The organism is Bacteroides sp. Marseille-P8574 (assembly GCF_902825465.1).
GTDB classification, from domain to species: Bacteria; Bacteroidota; Bacteroidia; order Bacteroidales; family Bacteroidaceae; genus Bacteroides; species Bacteroides uniformis.
Genome location: NZ_CADEBE010000002.1, coordinates 1,175,078 through 1,192,709, shown reverse-complemented (window position 1 = coordinate 1,192,709; position 17,632 = coordinate 1,175,078). Strand labels below are relative to the sequence as shown.

Annotated in this window: 19 protein-coding genes and 4 pseudogenes; 6 read left to right on the top strand and 17 right to left on the bottom strand. The window is 50.4% G+C overall.

Annotation, left to right across the window (positions count from 1 at the left end):
• Positions 1–4: 4 nt before the first annotated feature.
• The 17 genes and pseudogenes from HUX74_RS17665 to HUX74_RS20960 all read right to left on the bottom strand — a co-directional run bounded on the left by HUX74_RS17665 (position 5) and on the right by HUX74_RS20960 (position 10,645).
• Positions 5–841, bottom strand: a complete 837-nt coding sequence (locus tag HUX74_RS17665) for a conjugative transposon protein TraM (RefSeq protein WP_174647110.1) — start codon at positions 839–841, stop codon at positions 5–7.
• On the bottom strand, positions 825–1,115 hold the full coding sequence (locus HUX74_RS17660; RefSeq protein ID WP_174647109.1) for a hypothetical protein: 291 nt from the start codon (positions 1,113–1,115) through the stop codon (positions 825–827). Before HUX74_RS17660 ends, HUX74_RS17665 begins: the two co-directional genes overlap by 17 nt.
• Positions 1,105–1,728 (bottom strand): annotated as a pseudogene (gene traK / locus HUX74_RS17655) (conjugative transposon protein TraK). Before traK ends, HUX74_RS17660 begins: the two are co-directional and overlap by 11 nt.
• A 49-nt stretch (positions 1,729–1,777) precedes the next feature.
• On the bottom strand, positions 1,778–2,791 hold the full coding sequence (traJ, locus tag HUX74_RS17650) for a conjugative transposon protein TraJ (RefSeq protein WP_117988503.1): 1,014 nt from the start codon (positions 2,789–2,791) through the stop codon (positions 1,778–1,780).
• Positions 2,792–2,818: 27 nt separating this feature from the next.
• The gene (locus HUX74_RS17645; protein WP_174647108.1) at positions 2,819–3,448 is read right to left on the bottom strand and encodes a DUF4141 domain-containing protein; all 630 of its coding nucleotides are present in this window, start codon (positions 3,446–3,448) and stop codon (positions 2,819–2,821) included.
• Between the two features lie 3 nt (positions 3,449–3,451).
• A complete protein-coding gene (locus HUX74_RS17640; protein ID WP_070752222.1) occupies positions 3,452–3,727 on the bottom strand; it encodes a hypothetical protein in 276 nt (91 codons plus the stop codon).
• Positions 3,728–3,859 (bottom strand): hypothetical protein, encoded by a 132-nt coding sequence (locus HUX74_RS20930; RefSeq protein ID WP_005655090.1) that lies wholly within the window; start codon positions 3,857–3,859, stop codon positions 3,728–3,730.
• 6 nt (positions 3,860–3,865) lie between these two features.
• A pseudogene (locus HUX74_RS17630) lies at positions 3,866–6,385 on the bottom strand (TraG family conjugative transposon ATPase).
• Between the two features lie 3 nt (positions 6,386–6,388).
• The gene (locus HUX74_RS17620) at positions 6,389–6,709 is read right to left on the bottom strand and encodes a DUF4133 domain-containing protein (RefSeq protein ID WP_008781886.1); all 321 of its coding nucleotides are present in this window, start codon (positions 6,707–6,709) and stop codon (positions 6,389–6,391) included.
• A gap of 23 nt (positions 6,710–6,732) precedes the next feature.
• Positions 6,733–7,032 (bottom strand): DUF4134 domain-containing protein, encoded by a 300-nt coding sequence (locus HUX74_RS17615; RefSeq protein ID WP_005682322.1) that lies wholly within the window; start codon positions 7,030–7,032, stop codon positions 6,733–6,735.
• 247 nt (positions 7,033–7,279) lie between these two features.
• Positions 7,280–7,726, bottom strand: a complete 447-nt coding sequence (locus HUX74_RS17610) for a hypothetical protein (RefSeq protein WP_174647107.1) — start codon at positions 7,724–7,726, stop codon at positions 7,280–7,282.
• Positions 7,727–7,747: 21 nt separating this feature from the next.
• Positions 7,748–8,203 (bottom strand): hypothetical protein, encoded by a 456-nt coding sequence (locus HUX74_RS17605; protein WP_008781884.1) that lies wholly within the window; start codon positions 8,201–8,203, stop codon positions 7,748–7,750.
• A 325-nt stretch (positions 8,204–8,528) separates the two neighbouring features.
• Positions 8,529–9,440 carry a hypothetical protein gene (locus HUX74_RS17600; protein ID WP_008781883.1) on the bottom strand — a complete coding sequence of 304 codons (912 nt, stop codon included), beginning with the start codon at positions 9,438–9,440 and terminating at the stop codon, positions 8,529–8,531.
• 3 nt (positions 9,441–9,443) lie between these two features.
• The gene (locus HUX74_RS17595; RefSeq protein WP_118433623.1) at positions 9,444–9,872 is read right to left on the bottom strand and encodes a DUF3408 domain-containing protein; all 429 of its coding nucleotides are present in this window, start codon (positions 9,870–9,872) and stop codon (positions 9,444–9,446) included.
• Between the two features lie 2 nt (positions 9,873–9,874).
• A complete protein-coding gene (locus HUX74_RS17590; RefSeq protein WP_165854361.1) occupies positions 9,875–10,285 on the bottom strand; it encodes a ParA family protein in 411 nt (136 codons plus the stop codon).
• A 63-nt stretch (positions 10,286–10,348) separates the two neighbouring features.
• The gene (locus HUX74_RS17585; RefSeq protein WP_025867500.1) at positions 10,349–10,543 is read right to left on the bottom strand and encodes a hypothetical protein; all 195 of its coding nucleotides are present in this window, start codon (positions 10,541–10,543) and stop codon (positions 10,349–10,351) included.
• A gap of 9 nt (positions 10,544–10,552) precedes the next feature.
• Complete coding sequence (locus tag HUX74_RS20960) at positions 10,553–10,645, bottom strand: ParA family protein (protein WP_138342084.1); 93 nt, start codon at positions 10,643–10,645, stop codon at positions 10,553–10,555.
• A gap of 740 nt (positions 10,646–11,385) precedes the next feature.
• Here HUX74_RS20960 and mobA point away from each other — a divergent pair.
• The 6 genes and pseudogenes from mobA (at position 11,386) to HUX74_RS17550 (ending at position 17,488) form a co-directional block, all read left to right on the top strand.
• Positions 11,386–11,820, top strand: a pseudogene (mobA, locus tag HUX74_RS20845) (conjugal transfer protein MobA).
• A gap of 106 nt (positions 11,821–11,926) precedes the next feature.
• Positions 11,927–13,141 carry a conjugal transfer protein MobB gene (gene mobB / locus HUX74_RS17570; protein ID WP_272713394.1) on the top strand — a complete coding sequence of 405 codons (1,215 nt, stop codon included), beginning with the start codon at positions 11,927–11,929 and terminating at the stop codon, positions 13,139–13,141.
• A 47-nt stretch (positions 13,142–13,188) separates the two neighbouring features.
• Positions 13,189–15,210: pseudogene (gene mobC, locus HUX74_RS17565) on the top strand (conjugal transfer protein MobC).
• Positions 15,211–15,475: 265 nt separating this feature from the next.
• Positions 15,476–16,771 carry a DUF3945 domain-containing protein gene (locus tag HUX74_RS17560; protein ID WP_117870317.1) on the top strand — a complete coding sequence of 432 codons (1,296 nt, stop codon included), beginning with the start codon at positions 15,476–15,478 and terminating at the stop codon, positions 16,769–16,771.
• A gap of 104 nt (positions 16,772–16,875) precedes the next feature.
• Positions 16,876–17,319: a DUF1896 domain-containing protein gene (locus HUX74_RS17555; protein ID WP_117917775.1), complete on the top strand. Its 444-nt coding sequence runs from the start codon at positions 16,876–16,878 to the stop codon at positions 17,317–17,319.
• The gene (locus tag HUX74_RS17550; RefSeq protein ID WP_008781871.1) at positions 17,309–17,488 is read left to right on the top strand and encodes a hypothetical protein; all 180 of its coding nucleotides are present in this window, start codon (positions 17,309–17,311) and stop codon (positions 17,486–17,488) included. Before HUX74_RS17555 ends, HUX74_RS17550 begins: the two co-directional genes overlap by 11 nt.
• Positions 17,489–17,632 lie beyond the last annotated feature (144 nt).

Below are 17,632 nucleotides of genomic sequence, written 5' to 3'. Positions count from 1 at the left end.
TCAGTCATGCCCCGGTGGTCACCGTCTGGTCTTCAGCCACGCAGGCACGTATCGTATTGGTTCCGGCAGGCTGTCCGGCACCTACCGCCGTGGCAAAACCGTAATTGCGGGGTACCGTGTCGGGAGCCGGTGGCGCAGCCAACGACGAGACCACGCTTTCCGTGGCACGTCCGGCGGCTATGGCGGCAGGGTTGCCGGACGGACCGCCCGACTGTATGCTTTTCACCTGCCCGCCCGCCTGACCGGGAAAATAGCGTGCCGCCATCTCATACGACTTTTCCATCAGTTCCAGCGGATCTTGTCCCTTCCGTTCCCGTTCCAGCTTTTCATTAAGCTCCTTCACCTGCCGTTCCAGATCGCTTACCCTGGGATTGTCTTTCGGTTTCTGATAGAACGAGGCTATCTGTCTTGATATTTGTTGTTGCTGTTGCCGTGACTCCCGGATAGCGTCCTGTTCCGGTGCCGCCTTTTCCGGCTTCAGCCCGTCCGACGTGTCCGGTATCAGGTAATCGTCCGCCATGTCCTGCAAGGTTCTTACCTTTTCCTGCCTGCGCTTCTTCATCCGCTCCAGTTCGTAAGCCTTCTGTTTGTCGGTCATCGTTTCCGGTGCGATAGCGTCGGGTATCGTTGTATTGATGCCTGCCGTCCCTTCCACCGTTTCCGTTGTGTCCGGCTTGAAGATAAACCAGATGAACCCGGCGCAAAGCAGGGACAGAACAGCCGCCACGCCATAGAATTTCAGCTTGTCGGCAGCCTTGCGGCTTAACTGTTTCCCCTTTTCGGGTACGGACTCCGCTTTCCGCATTTCCTTCTCCTTTTCTTTCTTATCGGATTGTGTCATTGGATATATTGTTTTTTAATGGTTGGGTACTGTCCGTCTGAGGAAACGCAATCCTTTGGAGATGCCGTACCTCAATCGGAAATTTGTCTGTTCCGCAGAAACCGCCCACGATGCAGGCAAGGTCGATGGCGGCGAAGAGTCCGAGCAGGTAAAGGATGACAACCTTTTGCTGCCGGCAGCTCAACCGCAGCCAGCGTCTGCGGAGTCCGGCCATATGGCGGTCTATCCCCGTTCTGAACGGGTGGAAGACCTTTTTTATCCCCTTATCTTTCATACTGTCCGATGTCCCTGTTTTCGATGATGGTAAAACTCTCTATCAGAAAGCCCTGCGGGTTGTTGTCACTCCGGGTGACGTTCCTCAGACGGCAGGTGGTGACAAGCGACCTTTCGGTAACGCTGCTCGAACGGATGATGTGCTGCCGGCAATAAGCCTTCATCCGGTAGGGATAACTGTCGAAGTTCCCCCTTATGCTGTCCACCGTCAGCGTCTGCGAGATGTTTCCCGCTATCATCCGGTTGAAATAGCCTTTTTCCTGCAAGTTCCGGTAGTAGCCGATGGCGCTTTCATCCGAAAGGTAAAGGGCACGCTGCACATTGCTTTCAATGGCGCTCTTGTCCGGTGACAGGGAGAAGAACAGCTCGTGGAAACGCCTGATATGTTCCCTCGCTTCCACCGGACGGTTCTGCTGCACGTCCTGCGAAAGGGCCAGCATCAGTGATTTTCCGCTGTCCAACACATAGATTTTCTGTCGCTGCGCCTCGGCGAAATCATAAGCCTTTCATACGGCAAATACCGTTACCAGCGTACACGCCCCCAGGAATATCATCCCGAACAGCCGTAGCTGCCGGAACGATGTCTCGATGTTTTTTAATGATTTGAATTCCATTTTCTTCTTCTGTTTTTAATGTTGTCGTTATACAATCATTGATGTAAGGTTAGAACATTTTCCTGATACGTCCGGCTATCGCTCCGCCTGCTGCACCGCCTACCGCCGCGGCACCGTTACCGGCCATCTTTCCGGCACCGTTTGCCTTCTGCCCGTAAGCTCCGGCACCGCCCGCCTGGATAATCCACGATGAAACGGTGGGGACACAGAAGTAACCGATGATACCTATAATCATGAAAATACAGTATACTTTCCCCGACGAGTCCGGTATGAATGCCGGGTCCTGCATATTCTCTATGTCCTGCTGCAACATCAGTATCTGTATGCGTGAGAGGATCGCTCCGAACAGGTCACTCACCGGCAGCCACAGATAGATGCAGATATACCGGGACAGCCAGGTGGTCAGCGTGCTCTGGAATCCGTCATAGACGGCCAGCGCGAAGGAGACAGGTCCCAGGATGGACAGTACGATCAGGAAGAAGGTCCTCAGCGTGTCTATCAGCAGCGAGGCCGCCTGGAAGAAGAGTTCCAGCAGTTCGCGGAACCATCCCCGGATTTTCTCGCCGAGCTCGTATATCTTCTTCTGTCCGTACATGTTTATCATCGTGTCCATGTCCCCCAGCGACCAGCCCAGTTCGTCCAGCCTCTTGTCATACGCCTCGTCGCTCACAAGGAAGGCCTTCGCCGGGTCACGCAGCATCGCCTCGCGTTTCAGCCTGTCTTTCTCTTCCTGGTATTTCCTCATGTCAAAGGTCTGCTGTTCGACCAGAGAGGAAGTCGCTTTGCATACGGGAGAAAGAATCCCGTTGATTGTACCCAGTACCATAGTGGGAAAAAACATGATGCAAAGGCCCAGCACGAAGGGCCGGAACAGGGGGAACACGTCTATCGGCTCGGCCCGGGCAAGGGACTGCCATACCCGGTAGGCCACATAGAACAAGGCACCGAGGCCCGCCACTCCCTTCGCTACCGAAGCCATGTCTTCACACAGCGGCATCATTTCATCATACAGCGAGCGCAGAAGCTCGTGAAGGTTTGTCCAGTCTATTGATAATAATAACATAGTCTTCTTGATTTAACGGATGAATGATTACCAGTAACGCTGCCCGTGTGTCCCGTACAGGGAGAGCACCCGTGCGGCATCCCCCTTTTCCTTGCTCCGCAGGTACGACACGCCGATGTTCTTGCGGGTATAGTACCATGTCAGGTTCTTGTATTCCAGCACCTCGCCGTATATCCGGTTGATGATGTCCAGCCGTTCCTTGTCCGTCATCGAGAGTCCGGTTGCCGTGGTCACTTCCTTCAAGTCCAGCAGCAGGTCGCTGCTTTCCTTGAGCAGTCTGTTGTACCCGAAAGCGATGGCCGATAGCTCTTCCACCGTAAAGTTGGGGTCGCCCGTCATCGTGTTGAAGTTCGTCACGTAGATGTCGCTGATGTCACCCACCAGAAGGATGGTCTGCTGCACCTTGCGGGCGCCCTTTACCAGGTCATGCACCGACTTCAAGGCATCATAATAAGCCTTCCCTTGCTTATAAATCTTTACAGTCTCCTGAAAATTGCTCCACATGTTCTGTGCAGTTGTGGAAGTCTGTACGATTTCATTGGCCGAGTTCACGATACTCTGTGCGAGGTTCGTGGGGTCTATCACCGTCCATTGCGCCTTGCTTGTCACTGAAAGGGATGACAATGCCATAAACAAAATTATCGTTCTCTTCTTCATGCCCTATCTCCTTTCTTTAGTCAGTAAATACCGGCTGTCGTCGTCACGGGCAAACAGACCGTAACTGCCGAACAGCAACACCTCGCTGCCTGAAAAATACCCGATGCATCCGGCATCCCTGTTCCCGTGCAGGAAAAGGTCGTCACCGCCGCGCAGCGGGATATTGATTTCAACGTAGGCCCTTTCTCCGGCGAACAGCGTGGCCTTGTATCCCTTGAAGCCGTCCGTCACCCGGTTGGATTTACGGATGGTCAGCGTCGAGCCGCCTTCCCTGTTCATTCAGTGCCCGCAGATGCGGTCATGTTCCAATTCCTTTCTCATCTCCCCAATCAGGTTCAGCAGGTCCAGATTGGTCAGGGTGGCGTCTCCGAGCGCTTCCCTGCATTGGCTTAATAAATCTTTCTTACTCATTGTGTTTTATGGATTAAAGGATTGTTTGTTTTCCTGCCGCTTGTTTTCGGCAAGCTGTCTGATAGCCAGCTCGATGTTTCCATCCAGCTTTTCCGTAAGCCTGGTAAGTTCCAGTTTTTCAGTCTCTTCTGTGGTGTAGCAAAGGTATTCTTCAGCCGAAACTTCTGTCGCATATACCGCACTTTGTGTACCGCCAAGCCCTATCCAGACCTCTTTATAAAGCCGGTTGGCCGCATTGGCAAGATTGATGGAAAGTATCTGTGAGCGTTCCTTGTCCGTCAGGCCGAGCAGGTTCTGTATCTGGTCGAACTTGTTCTGGTACTTTCGTTGGTCAAGCAGTATCTTGCAGTCCGAATTGTTGATGATTGTCTCCTTTACAACCGGACTCGATATGATGTCGTCCACTTCCTGCGTCACCACAACCGCTTCGCCGAAAAATTTTCTGACCGTCTTAAACAAATATTTAATATAAGAGGCCATACCTTCCTTGGCGATTGCCTTTCATGCTTCCTCAATCAGTATCATCTTGCGGATGCCCTGCAAGCGTCTCATTTTATTAATGAAAGTCTCCATGATAATGATAGTCACCACCGGAAAAAGGACGGGATTATCCTTCACGACATCCAGTTCGAATACGATGAACCGCTTGTTCAGTAAATCCAGTTCCTTGTCCGAGTTCAGCAGATACCCGTATTCGCCGTTCTTGTAATAGGGTTCCAGCACGTTCAGAAAACCGTCCACGTCAAAGTCCTTCTCGCGCACGTTCTTGTCCGCCAGCACCTTGCGGTAGTCTTTCCTTACAAAGTCATAGAACGAGTTGAAGTTCGGCTTTATCTTCCGGTTCTTCTTTATCTTCTCGATATACAGGCTGACTGCGTTCGAGAGCGCCACCTCTTCCGAGCGCCGGGGCGGTTCGTCCTCCCTTTTCCATAAGGTCAGAATCAGCGTCTTGATGCTGTCCCGCTTCTCGATGTCATACCGGTAATCCTCGGTGAAGAACGGATTGAAGGAAATCGGGTCATTTTCCTGGTAAGTGAAATAAACTCCGTCATCCCCGTTCGTCTTCCGGCGGATCAGGTCGCACAGCCCCTTGTATGAATTTCCGGTATCCACCAGCAGGATGTGCGTGCCCTGTTCCCAATACTGCCTCACCATATGGTTGGTGAAAAAGCTCTTTCCGCTGCCCGACGGGCCGAGGATGAACTTGTTCCGGTTGGTCACCACCCCCTTTTTCATGGGCAGGTCGGATATGTCGAGGAAGACGGGCTTTCCCGTCAGCCGGTCCACCATGCGCAGCCCGAAGGGGGAGAGCGAGTTCCGGTAGCAGGTTTCTGCCGTAAAGAAGCATAGTGCCTGTTCGGTGAACGTGTAGAAGCTCTCTTCCGAAGGGAAGTCCGCCTCGTTTCCCGGTATGCCCGCCCAGTAAAGGACCGGCAGGTCGGTGGTATTATGGCGGGGTGTACATTCCATCAGCGCCAGTGCGCTGCCCACGTCGTTCTTCACCCGCCGCAGCTCATCCCCGTTTTCGGCCCATGCAATCACGTTGCAATGGCAGCGGACGGATTGCAGCCCGTTGGTATGTGCCACGTTCAGGTATTCGTCCAGCCATTCCTTGTTTATCTGGTTGCTCCGGCTGTAGCGTGAAAGCGACTGCATGTTCTTCGCCGTCTTCTCGAAACGGGCGAGGTTCTCGCTGCTGTCGTCTATGAATATCCACTGGTTGTAGATATGGTCGCAGGGAAGCATGATACCCACGGGCGAGGCATAGCTCAGGCGGCAGTCCGAGCGGTCCGTGGAAAGACGCTCATAGCGTCCGTCGGTCCGTACCCTGCCCGGCAGGTCGTCGAGGTCGGAAAGGGTATGCAGGCAGAGCCGTTTGTCGCCGATACGCATCCCGTCCGGGTTCAGCTGCATGTCCTGCAACATGACGCTTCCGTCCGAAGACAGGGTCAGGTACCTCTCGATGATGCCCGGTCCGTCTTCCGTTCCCGTTATCTCTTCCGTGGACAGCCGCTCCAGCCTGGCAAGGCCGCTGTCATTCACGATACTCTCGAACTGTCCCACCGACTCCATGAAACGCTCCATCGTCTCCCTGTCCTGTATCTCCTTCGGCACCAGAAATTTCCGGCACAGCGTGTTCCAGTTGCTCTGCTGCCGCGAGCGTTCCCTGGTGGTCTTGGTGAGAAACAGGTAGCAGGTGTGGTTGAGGTAGGGCCGTTCGTTGAAGTGGCGTTCAAAACTGCGGGAGAGGAAGCCCGGGCCGTCTTTTCCGATGTCGGGCCTGTATTTCTCCGTGATGAAAATATCCTGTTTGTGGATGATTGAATAGTTCGGCAATACCTTGATTGCCTTGGCTCATGTGGCGTGCATCGCCTCATATTCCGCGGATGATACCGAAAACACTTCCGGCAGTGTCACCCGGAAAGCCACCGTGATGTCGGCGTCCTTGCTGACGATGCAGCCGTGCTCCACCGCCATGATGGGGAATTTGCTTTCCAGTGTGGATGTTGTCAATGTACTTCTCATGATTTACGATTGTTGTTTTTTAATCAGACGTGTGATACGTTTGCGTGAGAGGATTCTCCTGGGATGCTGCCGGGCGGCAAGGAGCTTCATCAGTCCGTGGCTGCCGAAACGCCGGTTCAGCGAAAAGGTCAGCCAGACCACTGCCGTGGCAGCCGATACCCCGAAGCCGATACACGTCCATTGCCCGATGCCCGCCGTGTACATGATGACGAACACCACGAACACGGCAAGCAGCCCGAAAGCAAAAATAAAAAGGTACTGGGCACGGAGCCCTTTGAACTCCACCTCACGGCCCACGCCTTTGTTTATCTCAAAGTCAGACATAAGCTGTTGTCTTTTATCTGTTCTTAGAGGAAGAATGACCTCAGGATAGTGGCGGCCACTATCAGGAAAATGCAGGCTCCGAACCATGAGCTGGCGGTTTTCGAGGTGTCGGGGTCGCCCGAACTGAATTTCTGGTAGACCTTGACGCCGCCTATCAGGCCGATAATGGCCCCCACCGCATACACCAGTTTCGTGCCCGGGTCAAAATATCCCGTCACCAACTGCGTGGCTTCCGTGATGCCCGCCTGTCCGTTTCCTTGTGCCATTGCCGCACCCGCTGCCGCCAGTACGGCCAGCATCATAATCAATCTTTTCTGTTTCATTGAATTACGAGATTTCTAAAGTGAATAAAAATCCACGGGCTGCCCCCTTTCACTATCCCCATAAGGCAGCCGTGGCCGTTTATGGTTTAATAGTTCAGGGGGTAAGTGCCGGCAGGTAATCAGCCGGAGTCATAATATGCCATTTGCATTGTTACATGATTTGGTGGTGAAACTTCATTGTTAATTCTCTCTTGAAAGCGAGATGCGAATCATCCCGAATCGTAATAGCCGTTTGTTCCCATTGTCTTTAACTGTCTTTATCGGTTTTTTTCAGATATTCCCCACACTTGAATCCCTTGCGGGGTGCGTAGTTTTCAAAAGAGGTGGACTTGAACAGCCACATCCGGTTCGCCCACCGGGCAAGGTCACGCTCGTACCTCGTAGGCGTCCGTTCATTTCCATAATCCCGGAAAGGGATGACAAAGGGGGTAATTCCCAGTTCCCTGAGTACATTTAACCGGAACAGGTCCTGCTCAATGGTCGAATTGAATCCTATCAGTACGTAACAGGTTATCTTGTAGGGCTTCACATGCTTTACCATTTCTTTCAGGCGGTCCCTCAGGTCAAGCTGCGGCAGGTCCCATGCGATATGGATGTTCTGCTTCATCCTGAGCCTGTTCAGGTGCCAGGCCTGTTCCTCGTCCATAATCCTTACGTCCACGCCGTGCAGCTTCACGGGCTGGCCCGCTTTCATCAGATAGCTTACCGCACTCCTTCACTGCGGGTTCGCAAAGAAATTGTTGTCCAGCACCTCAATCCATTTCCCTTTCGGGTTCAGTTCCACCGGTTCCACGGTCTGAATGTATCCTTCTTTCTCACGGACGAGGCAGAAAGGACACTTGCGGATGCAGCCTCTTGAAAAGAACTGGAGCGAAAAAGGGTATTCGGGGTAAATGGAATAGTCCATCATCCGGCTGTTCTCCACAGCTTCGGGAAGCCTGCCGGCTATGTCATACCCGGTGCCGCCCCTTACCACTTCCCCCACATCCAGCAGGTCATAGTCATAATCAGGCGTGAAGGTGAATACCTTGCTTGCCAATACCTTGTCATACCGCTGTCGCGGTGCCGCCCATTCCACCCGGTGCCCTTTTGCCTTGTAACAGGCCGAAAGGCGCATCAGTGCGAAATTGGGGAAGTTATGCCCGTCCACATCTACCAGTCCTATGTTCATACAAATAAAATTTAATGGTGAATAGTTCCTGTTGTCTTACCGGGTGAATGCCGCAAGCGGTCTGTCATCCCGAATCGTAATGGACTTTTGTCATTGCCGCTGTCGTTTTATGGATAAGTTAATGGAATGATTGTCTCTCCGGGAGTCGGTACGTTTCCCCCATAAGGGGAAGCCGCCGTTTGTCAACTTGAATCGAAATACGTCATAAACATGGATGATACGTTTTGTTGTTGGTATTCCTGCCGGTTCTCTCTTTTTACAGTGATACGGGCATCAACCCGTATCGAAATAGCCTCTTGCCATTGTTACCTCCTTTTTTAATCGGTTAGTCACTGTCCGGAGCAGCCCCGCCCATTTGCTCGGCTTCATCCAGAAATTTGCTGATACGGCTGTCGCTGCCATTGATACTTTCCAGTATCGAGCGTTCAATCTGCGTATCCCTGATATGGTGGATCGCCCTTAAAAGGGACAATCGTCTGTCTGTCGGAATCTCCCTGCCGTTGCAGAGGTCGATGATTAAATCAAGCTCTTCCGGCCCTATGCCGGTTGCCCCGTCCGAATAATCTTCGCGGACACAGTTCAGATCTTCCAGTTCCTCGTTCAACTCGTCGGTATCCACTCCGTCACCGTTTCCTCTCTGTCCGTCATCGCCTTCATGTCCGCCGGAACTCCCGTCCGGGGAAGCCCGCCACTCTTCCACACGCTTGTCCCGGAACAGATCCGGGATGCGCTCCGGCGGCACTTGTGCAACCTTTGGCGGTGCCGTGTCCCCGTTTCTGCCAGCAAAAGTAGAGGCATTTTCCTTACCTGCAATAGCCCCGGAACCGGTGGCGTTCATTGGCGGCTGCTGGCGTGTCCCATAGCTTTTCGTGACGACAAGGCTGTCCGTTTCCGACTGTTTTTCCACCGTTTTTTCACTGCTTCTCTCCGCAGTCTTTTCTGTGGGCCTCATCTCCGCCTTGACAGGTGGAAGCTCTTTCTCCTGTCTTTTCACGACTGCCGGAATCTCTTTCCTGCCCGTTTTCCCTTTCGCCTGTCCACGTCCTTTCTTCCGTTCCTCTTTCACCGGATCGAACCAGCCTGCCGCACCCCGCAGGGCTTTCGCCATGCGGCGGCGTGCCTTCCCGAAACATATCTCGCCAAGCTGTCCCCTGAACAGGAACTTGTCCATGAACAGATAGGCAAACAGCAGCCAGAACAGAACCGCTCCGGCTTCATAACATAATCGCATATCCATAGCTTAAAAAATTTTGTTGTAACTCTTCTGGCAGTATGTCTTCACCTCATCCGAATGTTTCTCGAAATGTTCCCGCAATACATTGTCAATGTAATTGCCCACCGTCAACTGCCGTTTACCGGCAATGCCGACGATGACCGATATTTTCCGGTGCAGTTCCTTGTCTATATAGACACCCTGCCTGCCTTCGCATTTGTAAGGGGTGAGGAATCTCCTCATAAATTCGGTCTGTGCGGCTTTCAACGTTTTGGATGCGGCCTTTTCCGGCATCTCTTCCGCTTCAGATTCCGTCTTTGCCTTTTCAGCCGTTTCCCTGTCCGTTTCCTCTTTGGGGGGAATGGACGGTGTTACCTTTTCCGGCGGGCTACCCGCCATCAGGCTGCGCAGGTAGGCTTCATCCACCGGATTCTGTCCACTCGTTTTCCTTGCCATGACTATACAATTTTGATTATCCGCATGATTTCATTCATAAGCGCATCAAAGCCGCACTCCTTCGTAAAGCCCGCATCCGGTGCAAACAGGGTGCTCCGGTAAACCGGGCCGCCCGTAGTGGAGAGGTCTTTGGTGAAGTTACTGCGCACGGGGACACGGGTTTGGAGACAGTCCAGTCCCAAGAGAGAGAAACCTTGCTGGTAAATGTCATACAAAACGGTACGTTCCCTGCGGTCCACCATATTCCAGAACATGCACAAGGCTTTCAGATTGGAGATGCCGGTCTTTATCAGGCGGTCATTGACAGTCGTGGCAAAGTTCAGCGTACTTTCCAGCACAAGGCGGTCTGCCTTTATCGGTACGAACAGATAATCGAGCGCACTGATTGTGGCAATCACCCCGTCACTGCCCATTGTTCCGGGCAGGTCGAACAGCACCACATCATAATGCACGTCCGCCTTTTCCTCAAACGCCCTTCAGTCCGTCATGCAATCCGCCGGGGTACTGCCGATAACAGGGTAAGCCTTCTTCTTCAACCGCCCGGCCTGTTCCACCAGAAGATTCTGATAGACGGGTGTGGTCTTTACCACTTCCATATCCCGTTTTTTCTGTTTGATGATTGAATGCTGCGGATAGTCACAATCCACTATCGCCACATTCAGACCTTTCACATAATGCAGTCACGACGCCGCATAAATCGCAAAGGTTGATTTACCCACGCCGCCCTTCTGGGAGGCGAACGAAACGAACACGGTTTTCTTTCTCTTTTCCATTGTTACTAATTTAAGTGAATAAATTGATTTATAGACAGCCGGATGAACAGCCGTCTGTCTTTGGGGCTATCTGTCCGGTTACTCATTCTGTTATCTGTTCATCCGGTTAGCTATATAGTTATTTAATTATGCGGCTACTTGGCTATCCGGCTATCTACTTATATGGCTACCCCATTACATGGCTATTTAATTATGTAGCTATTCAGCTATCTGTCTATTCGGCTATGTAGCTATATGGCTATGTACATATTCGGATAACTATTCACATATCCGATTGCATAGCCATTTATCCGAATAGCTGTTTATCCGTCTATACATTTATATATATGTATAGCTATATATCCGGATAAATGCCTGTTTGAATATCTGCCTGATTGCATATCTGTTTATCCGTTCAAATAGCTATCCGGCTACAAATAAACCTCAAAAAGAGCATCCATGAAGTACCCCCGGCTCCAAAGTCATTCATTGGCGGGTGTTGGCGTGACACGCCATGATGCACGGACAGAAAAAACTATCTACCTTTGTCGCCGGGAGGGCGGAGCCCGTTCTCGGTAAGAGAACGTAAAACAAATCCTTCAGACCTTTAATCCGGCCCAGCCGGATTTTAATATGCGTCAGCATATAGCGAGGTGTACTTTCAGCGGTTGAAAATATTTCCAACCGCTGAAAGTACCGCCCCGAAAGGCCTTTCGGGGATGTCAGTTCTCCCAAGTCGAACTTCCTAAATTATTCATGTTATGAAAGATGAAACAAGAATCCGTAGCGCCGCAGGGCGCAAGGTGCTGGCGGACCCGCGTACGCACCGCTATTATCTCTGTCTCAATGACAGTGAGAACGAGAAGTTTCTCACGATGTTTGAACAGTCCGGCATGAAGAACAAGGCCGAATTTATCTTTGCCCGCATCTTCGGCTGAGAGTTCAAGGTAGTGAGGATTGATAAGGAAGCGCAGGAATATTATGCCCGGCTGACCGCTTTCTATCAGCAGTTCCGCCGTATCGGAAACAACTACAACCAATGTGTAAAGACCATCCATACCATTTATGGGGAAAAGAAATCGCTTGCCTTCCTTTATAAACTGGCCGAAGAAACCCGCAAACTGGAGGAACTCTGCAAACAGATTATCGAACTGACAAAACGGTACGAAAAAGAGTATCTCACTAAAAAGGAATAACATCATGGTGCCGAATATCACATCCGGCAGTTCATTCTATGGAGTGATTGCCTATAATAAGATAAAGGTGGACGAAGGTATGGCAAAGGTATTGTGACATCCCAAAATTGCGGCTGACACTTCGGGCAATGTGCCGATTGAACACTGCGTGCAGGCTTTTGAGCCTTACATCGCACTCAACTCGCACGTCCGGAAACCGGTTATCCACATCTCCCTGAACCCGTCCCCGAAAGACATTCTTTCGGAAGAGCAGATGACCGTATTGGCTCAGGAGTTCATGGAAAACTTCGGTTACGGGAACCAGCCCTATATTGCATGGCTGCATGAAGACATAGACCGCAAGCACATGCACATCGTATCGGTACGTATTGATGAAACCGGAGAAAAAATAGACCATAACCGGGAAGCTATCCGGGCACAGAACATCTGCCGTGAAATGGAAGTGAAGTACGGGCTTCATCCCACACTCGGAGAACACGGTGAGAGGGAACTGTCATCCCTACAAAAAGTGGACTATGCGAAAGGAGACGTGAAAGCACAGGTAAAGCATACCGCCCGAACCTTGCTGGAATGTTACAACTGTCACTCGCTTGCCGAATATGGCACTCTTCTGAACCTGTATAACGTAACCGTTTATGAAGTCAGGGGAAGTGTGGACGGGAAGGAATACCACGGTATTATGTACGGAGCTTTGGATGATAACGGACAGCAGGTGGGAACACCTTTCAAGTCCAGCAAGTTCGGTAAGGCATTCGGTTATGAAGCACTGCAAAAGAAGTTTGCCGCTTCTACTGAAAAGGTGAAAAGGAACAGCCTTGCCGAAAGGACAAGACAGGAAGTCATTAAAACCATGCAGGACATCGGCACGAAAGAGGATTTCGCCCGAAAGCTGAAAGAGGCGGATATAGAGACGGTTTACCGTATCAATCCCGAAGGACGTCTGTACGGCATCACTTTCATAGACCATACCAGCCGGACAGTGCTTAACGGCTCGCGTCTGGGCAAGGCCTTTTCAGCCAATGTGTTCAACGAATTGTTCAACAATCCGGATGCGGACCGTACAAGGCTGATACCACCGCCGGAGCAGGATACACCCCGGCCGGAACAAGATACGGAAGAAAGACTGGAAAGGAAGGAATACCGGCAGCAGGAAAATCAAGGCTATCAGAGTGAACTGTCCGGCAGTCTGATTGATACGTCCGCACTCGGTGCCATTGACATTTTCTCCCTACTCATGGAAGATGACCATACGCACGAGTACATCGATCCGGCCTTCCGCTTCGGACGCAGGAAAAAGAAGAAGCGCAGGCGCAAATTATAATATAATTAAGGTATAGAACAAAAAGTCGAATTTTAACAGTTACAATTATGCAGAATGAAGATGATTTAAGAGGTCTTGCCAAAGTCACGGACTTTATGCGGGCCGTCAGTTTTCTATTTTTGGCGATACACATCTATTGGTTTTGTTACGGCTGGCTACACGAAATGGGCTGGACGCTTGATATTGTGGACAGGATACTGTCCAATTTCCAGCGTACCACAGGACTGTTCTCGTCCCTTCTTTACACCAAACTGTTTTGTGTCCTCTTCCTCGGTCTGTCCTGCATGGGCAACCAGGGGGTAAAAAAGCATGAAATCACATGAAGGAAAATAATTATTGCGGCCATAGCGGGTGCCATACTCTTTTTCCTGAACTGGTGGTTACTGTCCATTGACGCATCATCCGGTGTATGCGCCATACTTTATACCGTGACATTGGCCGGCGGTTTCTTCTGCCTGTTGGCATCCGGTTTATGGATTAGCCGTCTGTTGAAGAACAATTTGCTGGAGGACGTTTTCAATACCGAGAATGAATCGTTCATGCAGGAAACCCGCCTTATGGAAAACGAGTATTCCATTAACCTGCCGACCAAATTCTGGTACGGGAGAAAGGAATGGAAAGGCTGGATAAACGTGGTGAATCCTTTCCGGGCCAGCATGATTTTAGGTACACCGGGTAGCGGAAAATCGTATGCCGTGGTCAATAATTACATAAAGCAGGCAATAGAGAAGTCCTATGCTCTTTATATATACGACTTTAAATTTGATGACCTGTCGGTTATTGCCTATAACCACCTGATTAAGTACAGACACCGCTATAAGATACCGCCCAAGTTCTACGTGATAAATTTCGATAACCCACGCAAGAGCCATCGCTGTAACCCGCTGGCACCGGAACTGATGACGGATATTTCAGACGCTTACGAGTCGTCGTACACCATAATGCTTAACCTCAATAAGTCGTGGGTGCAAAAACAAGGGGACTTCTTCGTAGAATCCCCGATTGTCCTGTTTACGGCGATAATATGGTTTTTGAAAATCTATGAAGGCGGCAGGTTCTGTACATTCCCCCATGCGATAGAACTACTAAACAAAAGGTACGAGGATGTATTCACCATTCTGACAAGCTATCCCGAACTTGAGAACTATCTGAGTCCGTTCATTGACGCATGGAAAGGCGGGGCGAGCGAACAGCTCCAGGGCCAGATTGCAAGTGCTAAAATCCCGTTATCCAGACTGATAAGTCCGCAACTCTATTGGGTAATGTCCGGCAGTGACTTTACGCTGGATATTAATAATCCCAAAGAACCGAAAGTGTTATGTGTGGGCAACAATCCCGACAGAATTTCAATCTATGGGGCAGCATTGGGACTTTATAATTCGAGAATCGTTAAACTGATAAACAAGAAGAGGCAACTCAAAAGTTGTGTGATTATTGACGAGTTACCCACGATTTTCTTTAAAGGTTTGGACAATCTGATTGCCACGGCACGAAGCAACAAGGTGGCGGTTGTATTGGGTTTTCAGGACTTCAGCCAGTTGAAACGTGACTACGGTGACAAGGAGGCCGCCGTTATCATGTCAACTGTGGGCAATGTATTCAGTGGTCAGGTAGTAGGTGAAACGGCCAAAACATTGTCGGAAAGGTTCGGGAAAATCCTGCAAAAGCGGGAGTCTATGAGTATCAACCGCAGTGACACTTCCACTTCCATCAGTACGCAATTGGACAGCCTGATACCCGCCAGCAAAATCAGTACACTTTCACAAGGTATGTTTGTCGGTGCCGTAGCAGACAACTTCGGAGAGACAATCGAGCAGAAGATTTTCCATGCGCAGATAGTAGTGGATAATGATGCAGTACAGAAAGAGACAGCCGCCTATCAACCCATTCCTGAAATCAGCAGCTTTCTGGACGAGGACGGCAATGATACAATGGAGCAGCAGATACAGGCCAACTACCGACAAATCAAACAGGATATTGTCGAATTAGTGGAGAACGAATTGCTCCGCATAGAGAATGACCCGGAACTCAAACATCTGTTGGGCAGTGACGAAGGTGCGCAGGCATAGCCGTTCCTCAGAAAAGGATAACAGCATGGGCAGGCAGGTTCAAATATAGACATTTTGAAAATTCATTATGACAGTTCTTCATTTATTCGTAATTTTTATCGGAGTGAACAATTATCCATAACGTCATTTTCCGCCAAATCCCGCCATTCATTTCCACCATTCCCGGAACTGTAATAACCTATCAATTAAACCTCTACATTCGCACCGACGGGCTAAGGTTTACCCGATATTGATTAATTATTGTATCACTTAAACTATTAATTTTATGGCTAAGAAAAAACAAGAGCAACAAGAGCAGAGTCAGGACGAGCATGTAATGGCAGTCCTTGACAAGAGAACGAACAAGACCGCAGTCATCTCCAAGATGAACGAACAGGACGGCAGCATCGAAGTCGTACCGCCGGACAAAAAGAACAACAACAGTTTTCTCAAACTGGACCGTACCACACCTCTGGAACTGTTCTTCACGAATTTCAAGAACCAGTACCAAAATCCTACAAGCTTCAGTTTCTTCCTTGTACCACTTGCCGTTTTGGACAAGACACTGAACGCGGTCATCCAGATTCGGAAAGGGGAAGACCCCGGACCGGACGGCAAGAAACTGGTAGAAAACAGCGAACTCAACGACGAGGGACGTATCGCCAAACTGGCCCGGCGGTATAAGTTTGATGAGCACCAGCTGCCGTGGAAAGATCTGAACGCACTCGGTCTTGACAAGGAGACTCTGTTCAACAACCATTGCATGGGAGAACTTCTCAAAGGAAGAATCACTTCCACCGCACTGCCCATCAGCAAGGAGATAAACGGAGAAAAGAAAGATTTGGGCGAGGCCTGTTTCATGTGTGTGAAAGGTGCGGACGGCAAAGTGGAACTCAAGACACTCACCCGTCTGGACAAGCCCCAATATGATTTGCCGGTCTATAAAGGCGTATTCACGGATGAAGAGAAGGACAAACTGGCCGAAACGGGTACGTTGGGAGGAATCAAAGAAATGAAGGACACGCTTACCGGAAATGTATGCAAATGCTATGTCAGTTTCCACGAGTCCACCAACCGCATCATCACCATGCCCGTGGATGCCATCAAAATCCCGGACTACATTTATGGGAAGAGACTGGACGACAAGCAGAAGCAGATACTCGCTTCAGGTGGCGAAGTCCCCATCAATGACATACAGCGCAAGAACGACACCATGCTTTCCGGTGTGGCCTATGTCGATCCGACCATAAGGGACATCGCATTCAAACAGTCCGACAAGCAGCTGAAGGTCAGCGATACGATTTTAGGAGCCAAGATAACCCCCGAACAGAAAAAGATACTGGAGAATCACGGCATGGTATTCATTGAGAACATGCGCAATCCCAAGACCAGACAGCTGTTCTCGGATGATGTGCGTTTCAGCAACAAGAGCAACAACCTGCTCATAGGACGCAATGCCCGTGAATACAAGCCGGCGGTTGAAACCCCCAAAAACGACAGGAAACAAGAAACAAAGCAGACGGCCCGCCATGTCGTATCTCCCAGACCGCAGGCCAGAAAGAACAGCCTCTCGTTCTCGTAATCCGGCAGCAGGCGGAACGTTTACCGAATCCATATACCCGGTTTCCTCTCAGGTTACCGGGTATGTCACAAATTATTTCCCCATTCAAAATCCAATGACAACAGATGATGATTACACAACATGACAACAACGGAGAACTGTCCTGCTTCAAGTCAGCTCTCCTTTTTTATTTAAGAGAAAGCCATCCGCACATGGCCGATGACAAGGCATTCATCCGGGAGCGTGCGGACAGTGCCGCAGAGGCTTACGAACATGCCATACGTGACGGTCTATCCGTCAGGCAGGCTTTGGAACAGGCTGACGCCGTTCTCTATCAGGACTTGCGCTTTTCCCGGTTCGATACGGTTTTCGAGGCCGTATCGGAGTGGTTTCCCGAAGTACGGCCCGAAAGACGGACGGATTTCTGCCTGAAGGTATTGTCACCCGCAGAGGCGGTATTCGGCAAATATTCCATAGACGACAGGTTTGAATCATCCCCGGCCTGTCATACACTTACCGTTGAACTTACAGGTTTCATACAATCTTATATAGAACAATATGGCGTATAACAGACGACAACATCTGGCGGACAACATAGCCGCACTTGAACTGATATTCATGCGTCCGGAGTTCTCTCTTACAGAACAGGGACGCAAGGTCTTGAACGGTTATTCGGGTTTCGGAGGACTGAAGTGCATCCTGAATCCGGCGGAGAAAGATACGGACATAGAAAAATGAAGATCGGACAAAGAACTGTTTCCCCAGGTCCGGCTGCTGCATGAACTTCTGCGTGAGTATTCCAAAGACGAGAAAGAATACAAGTCATACGTCCAAAGTCTTAAGAATTCCGTCCTTACAGCCTTTTACACACCCGAACCGGTG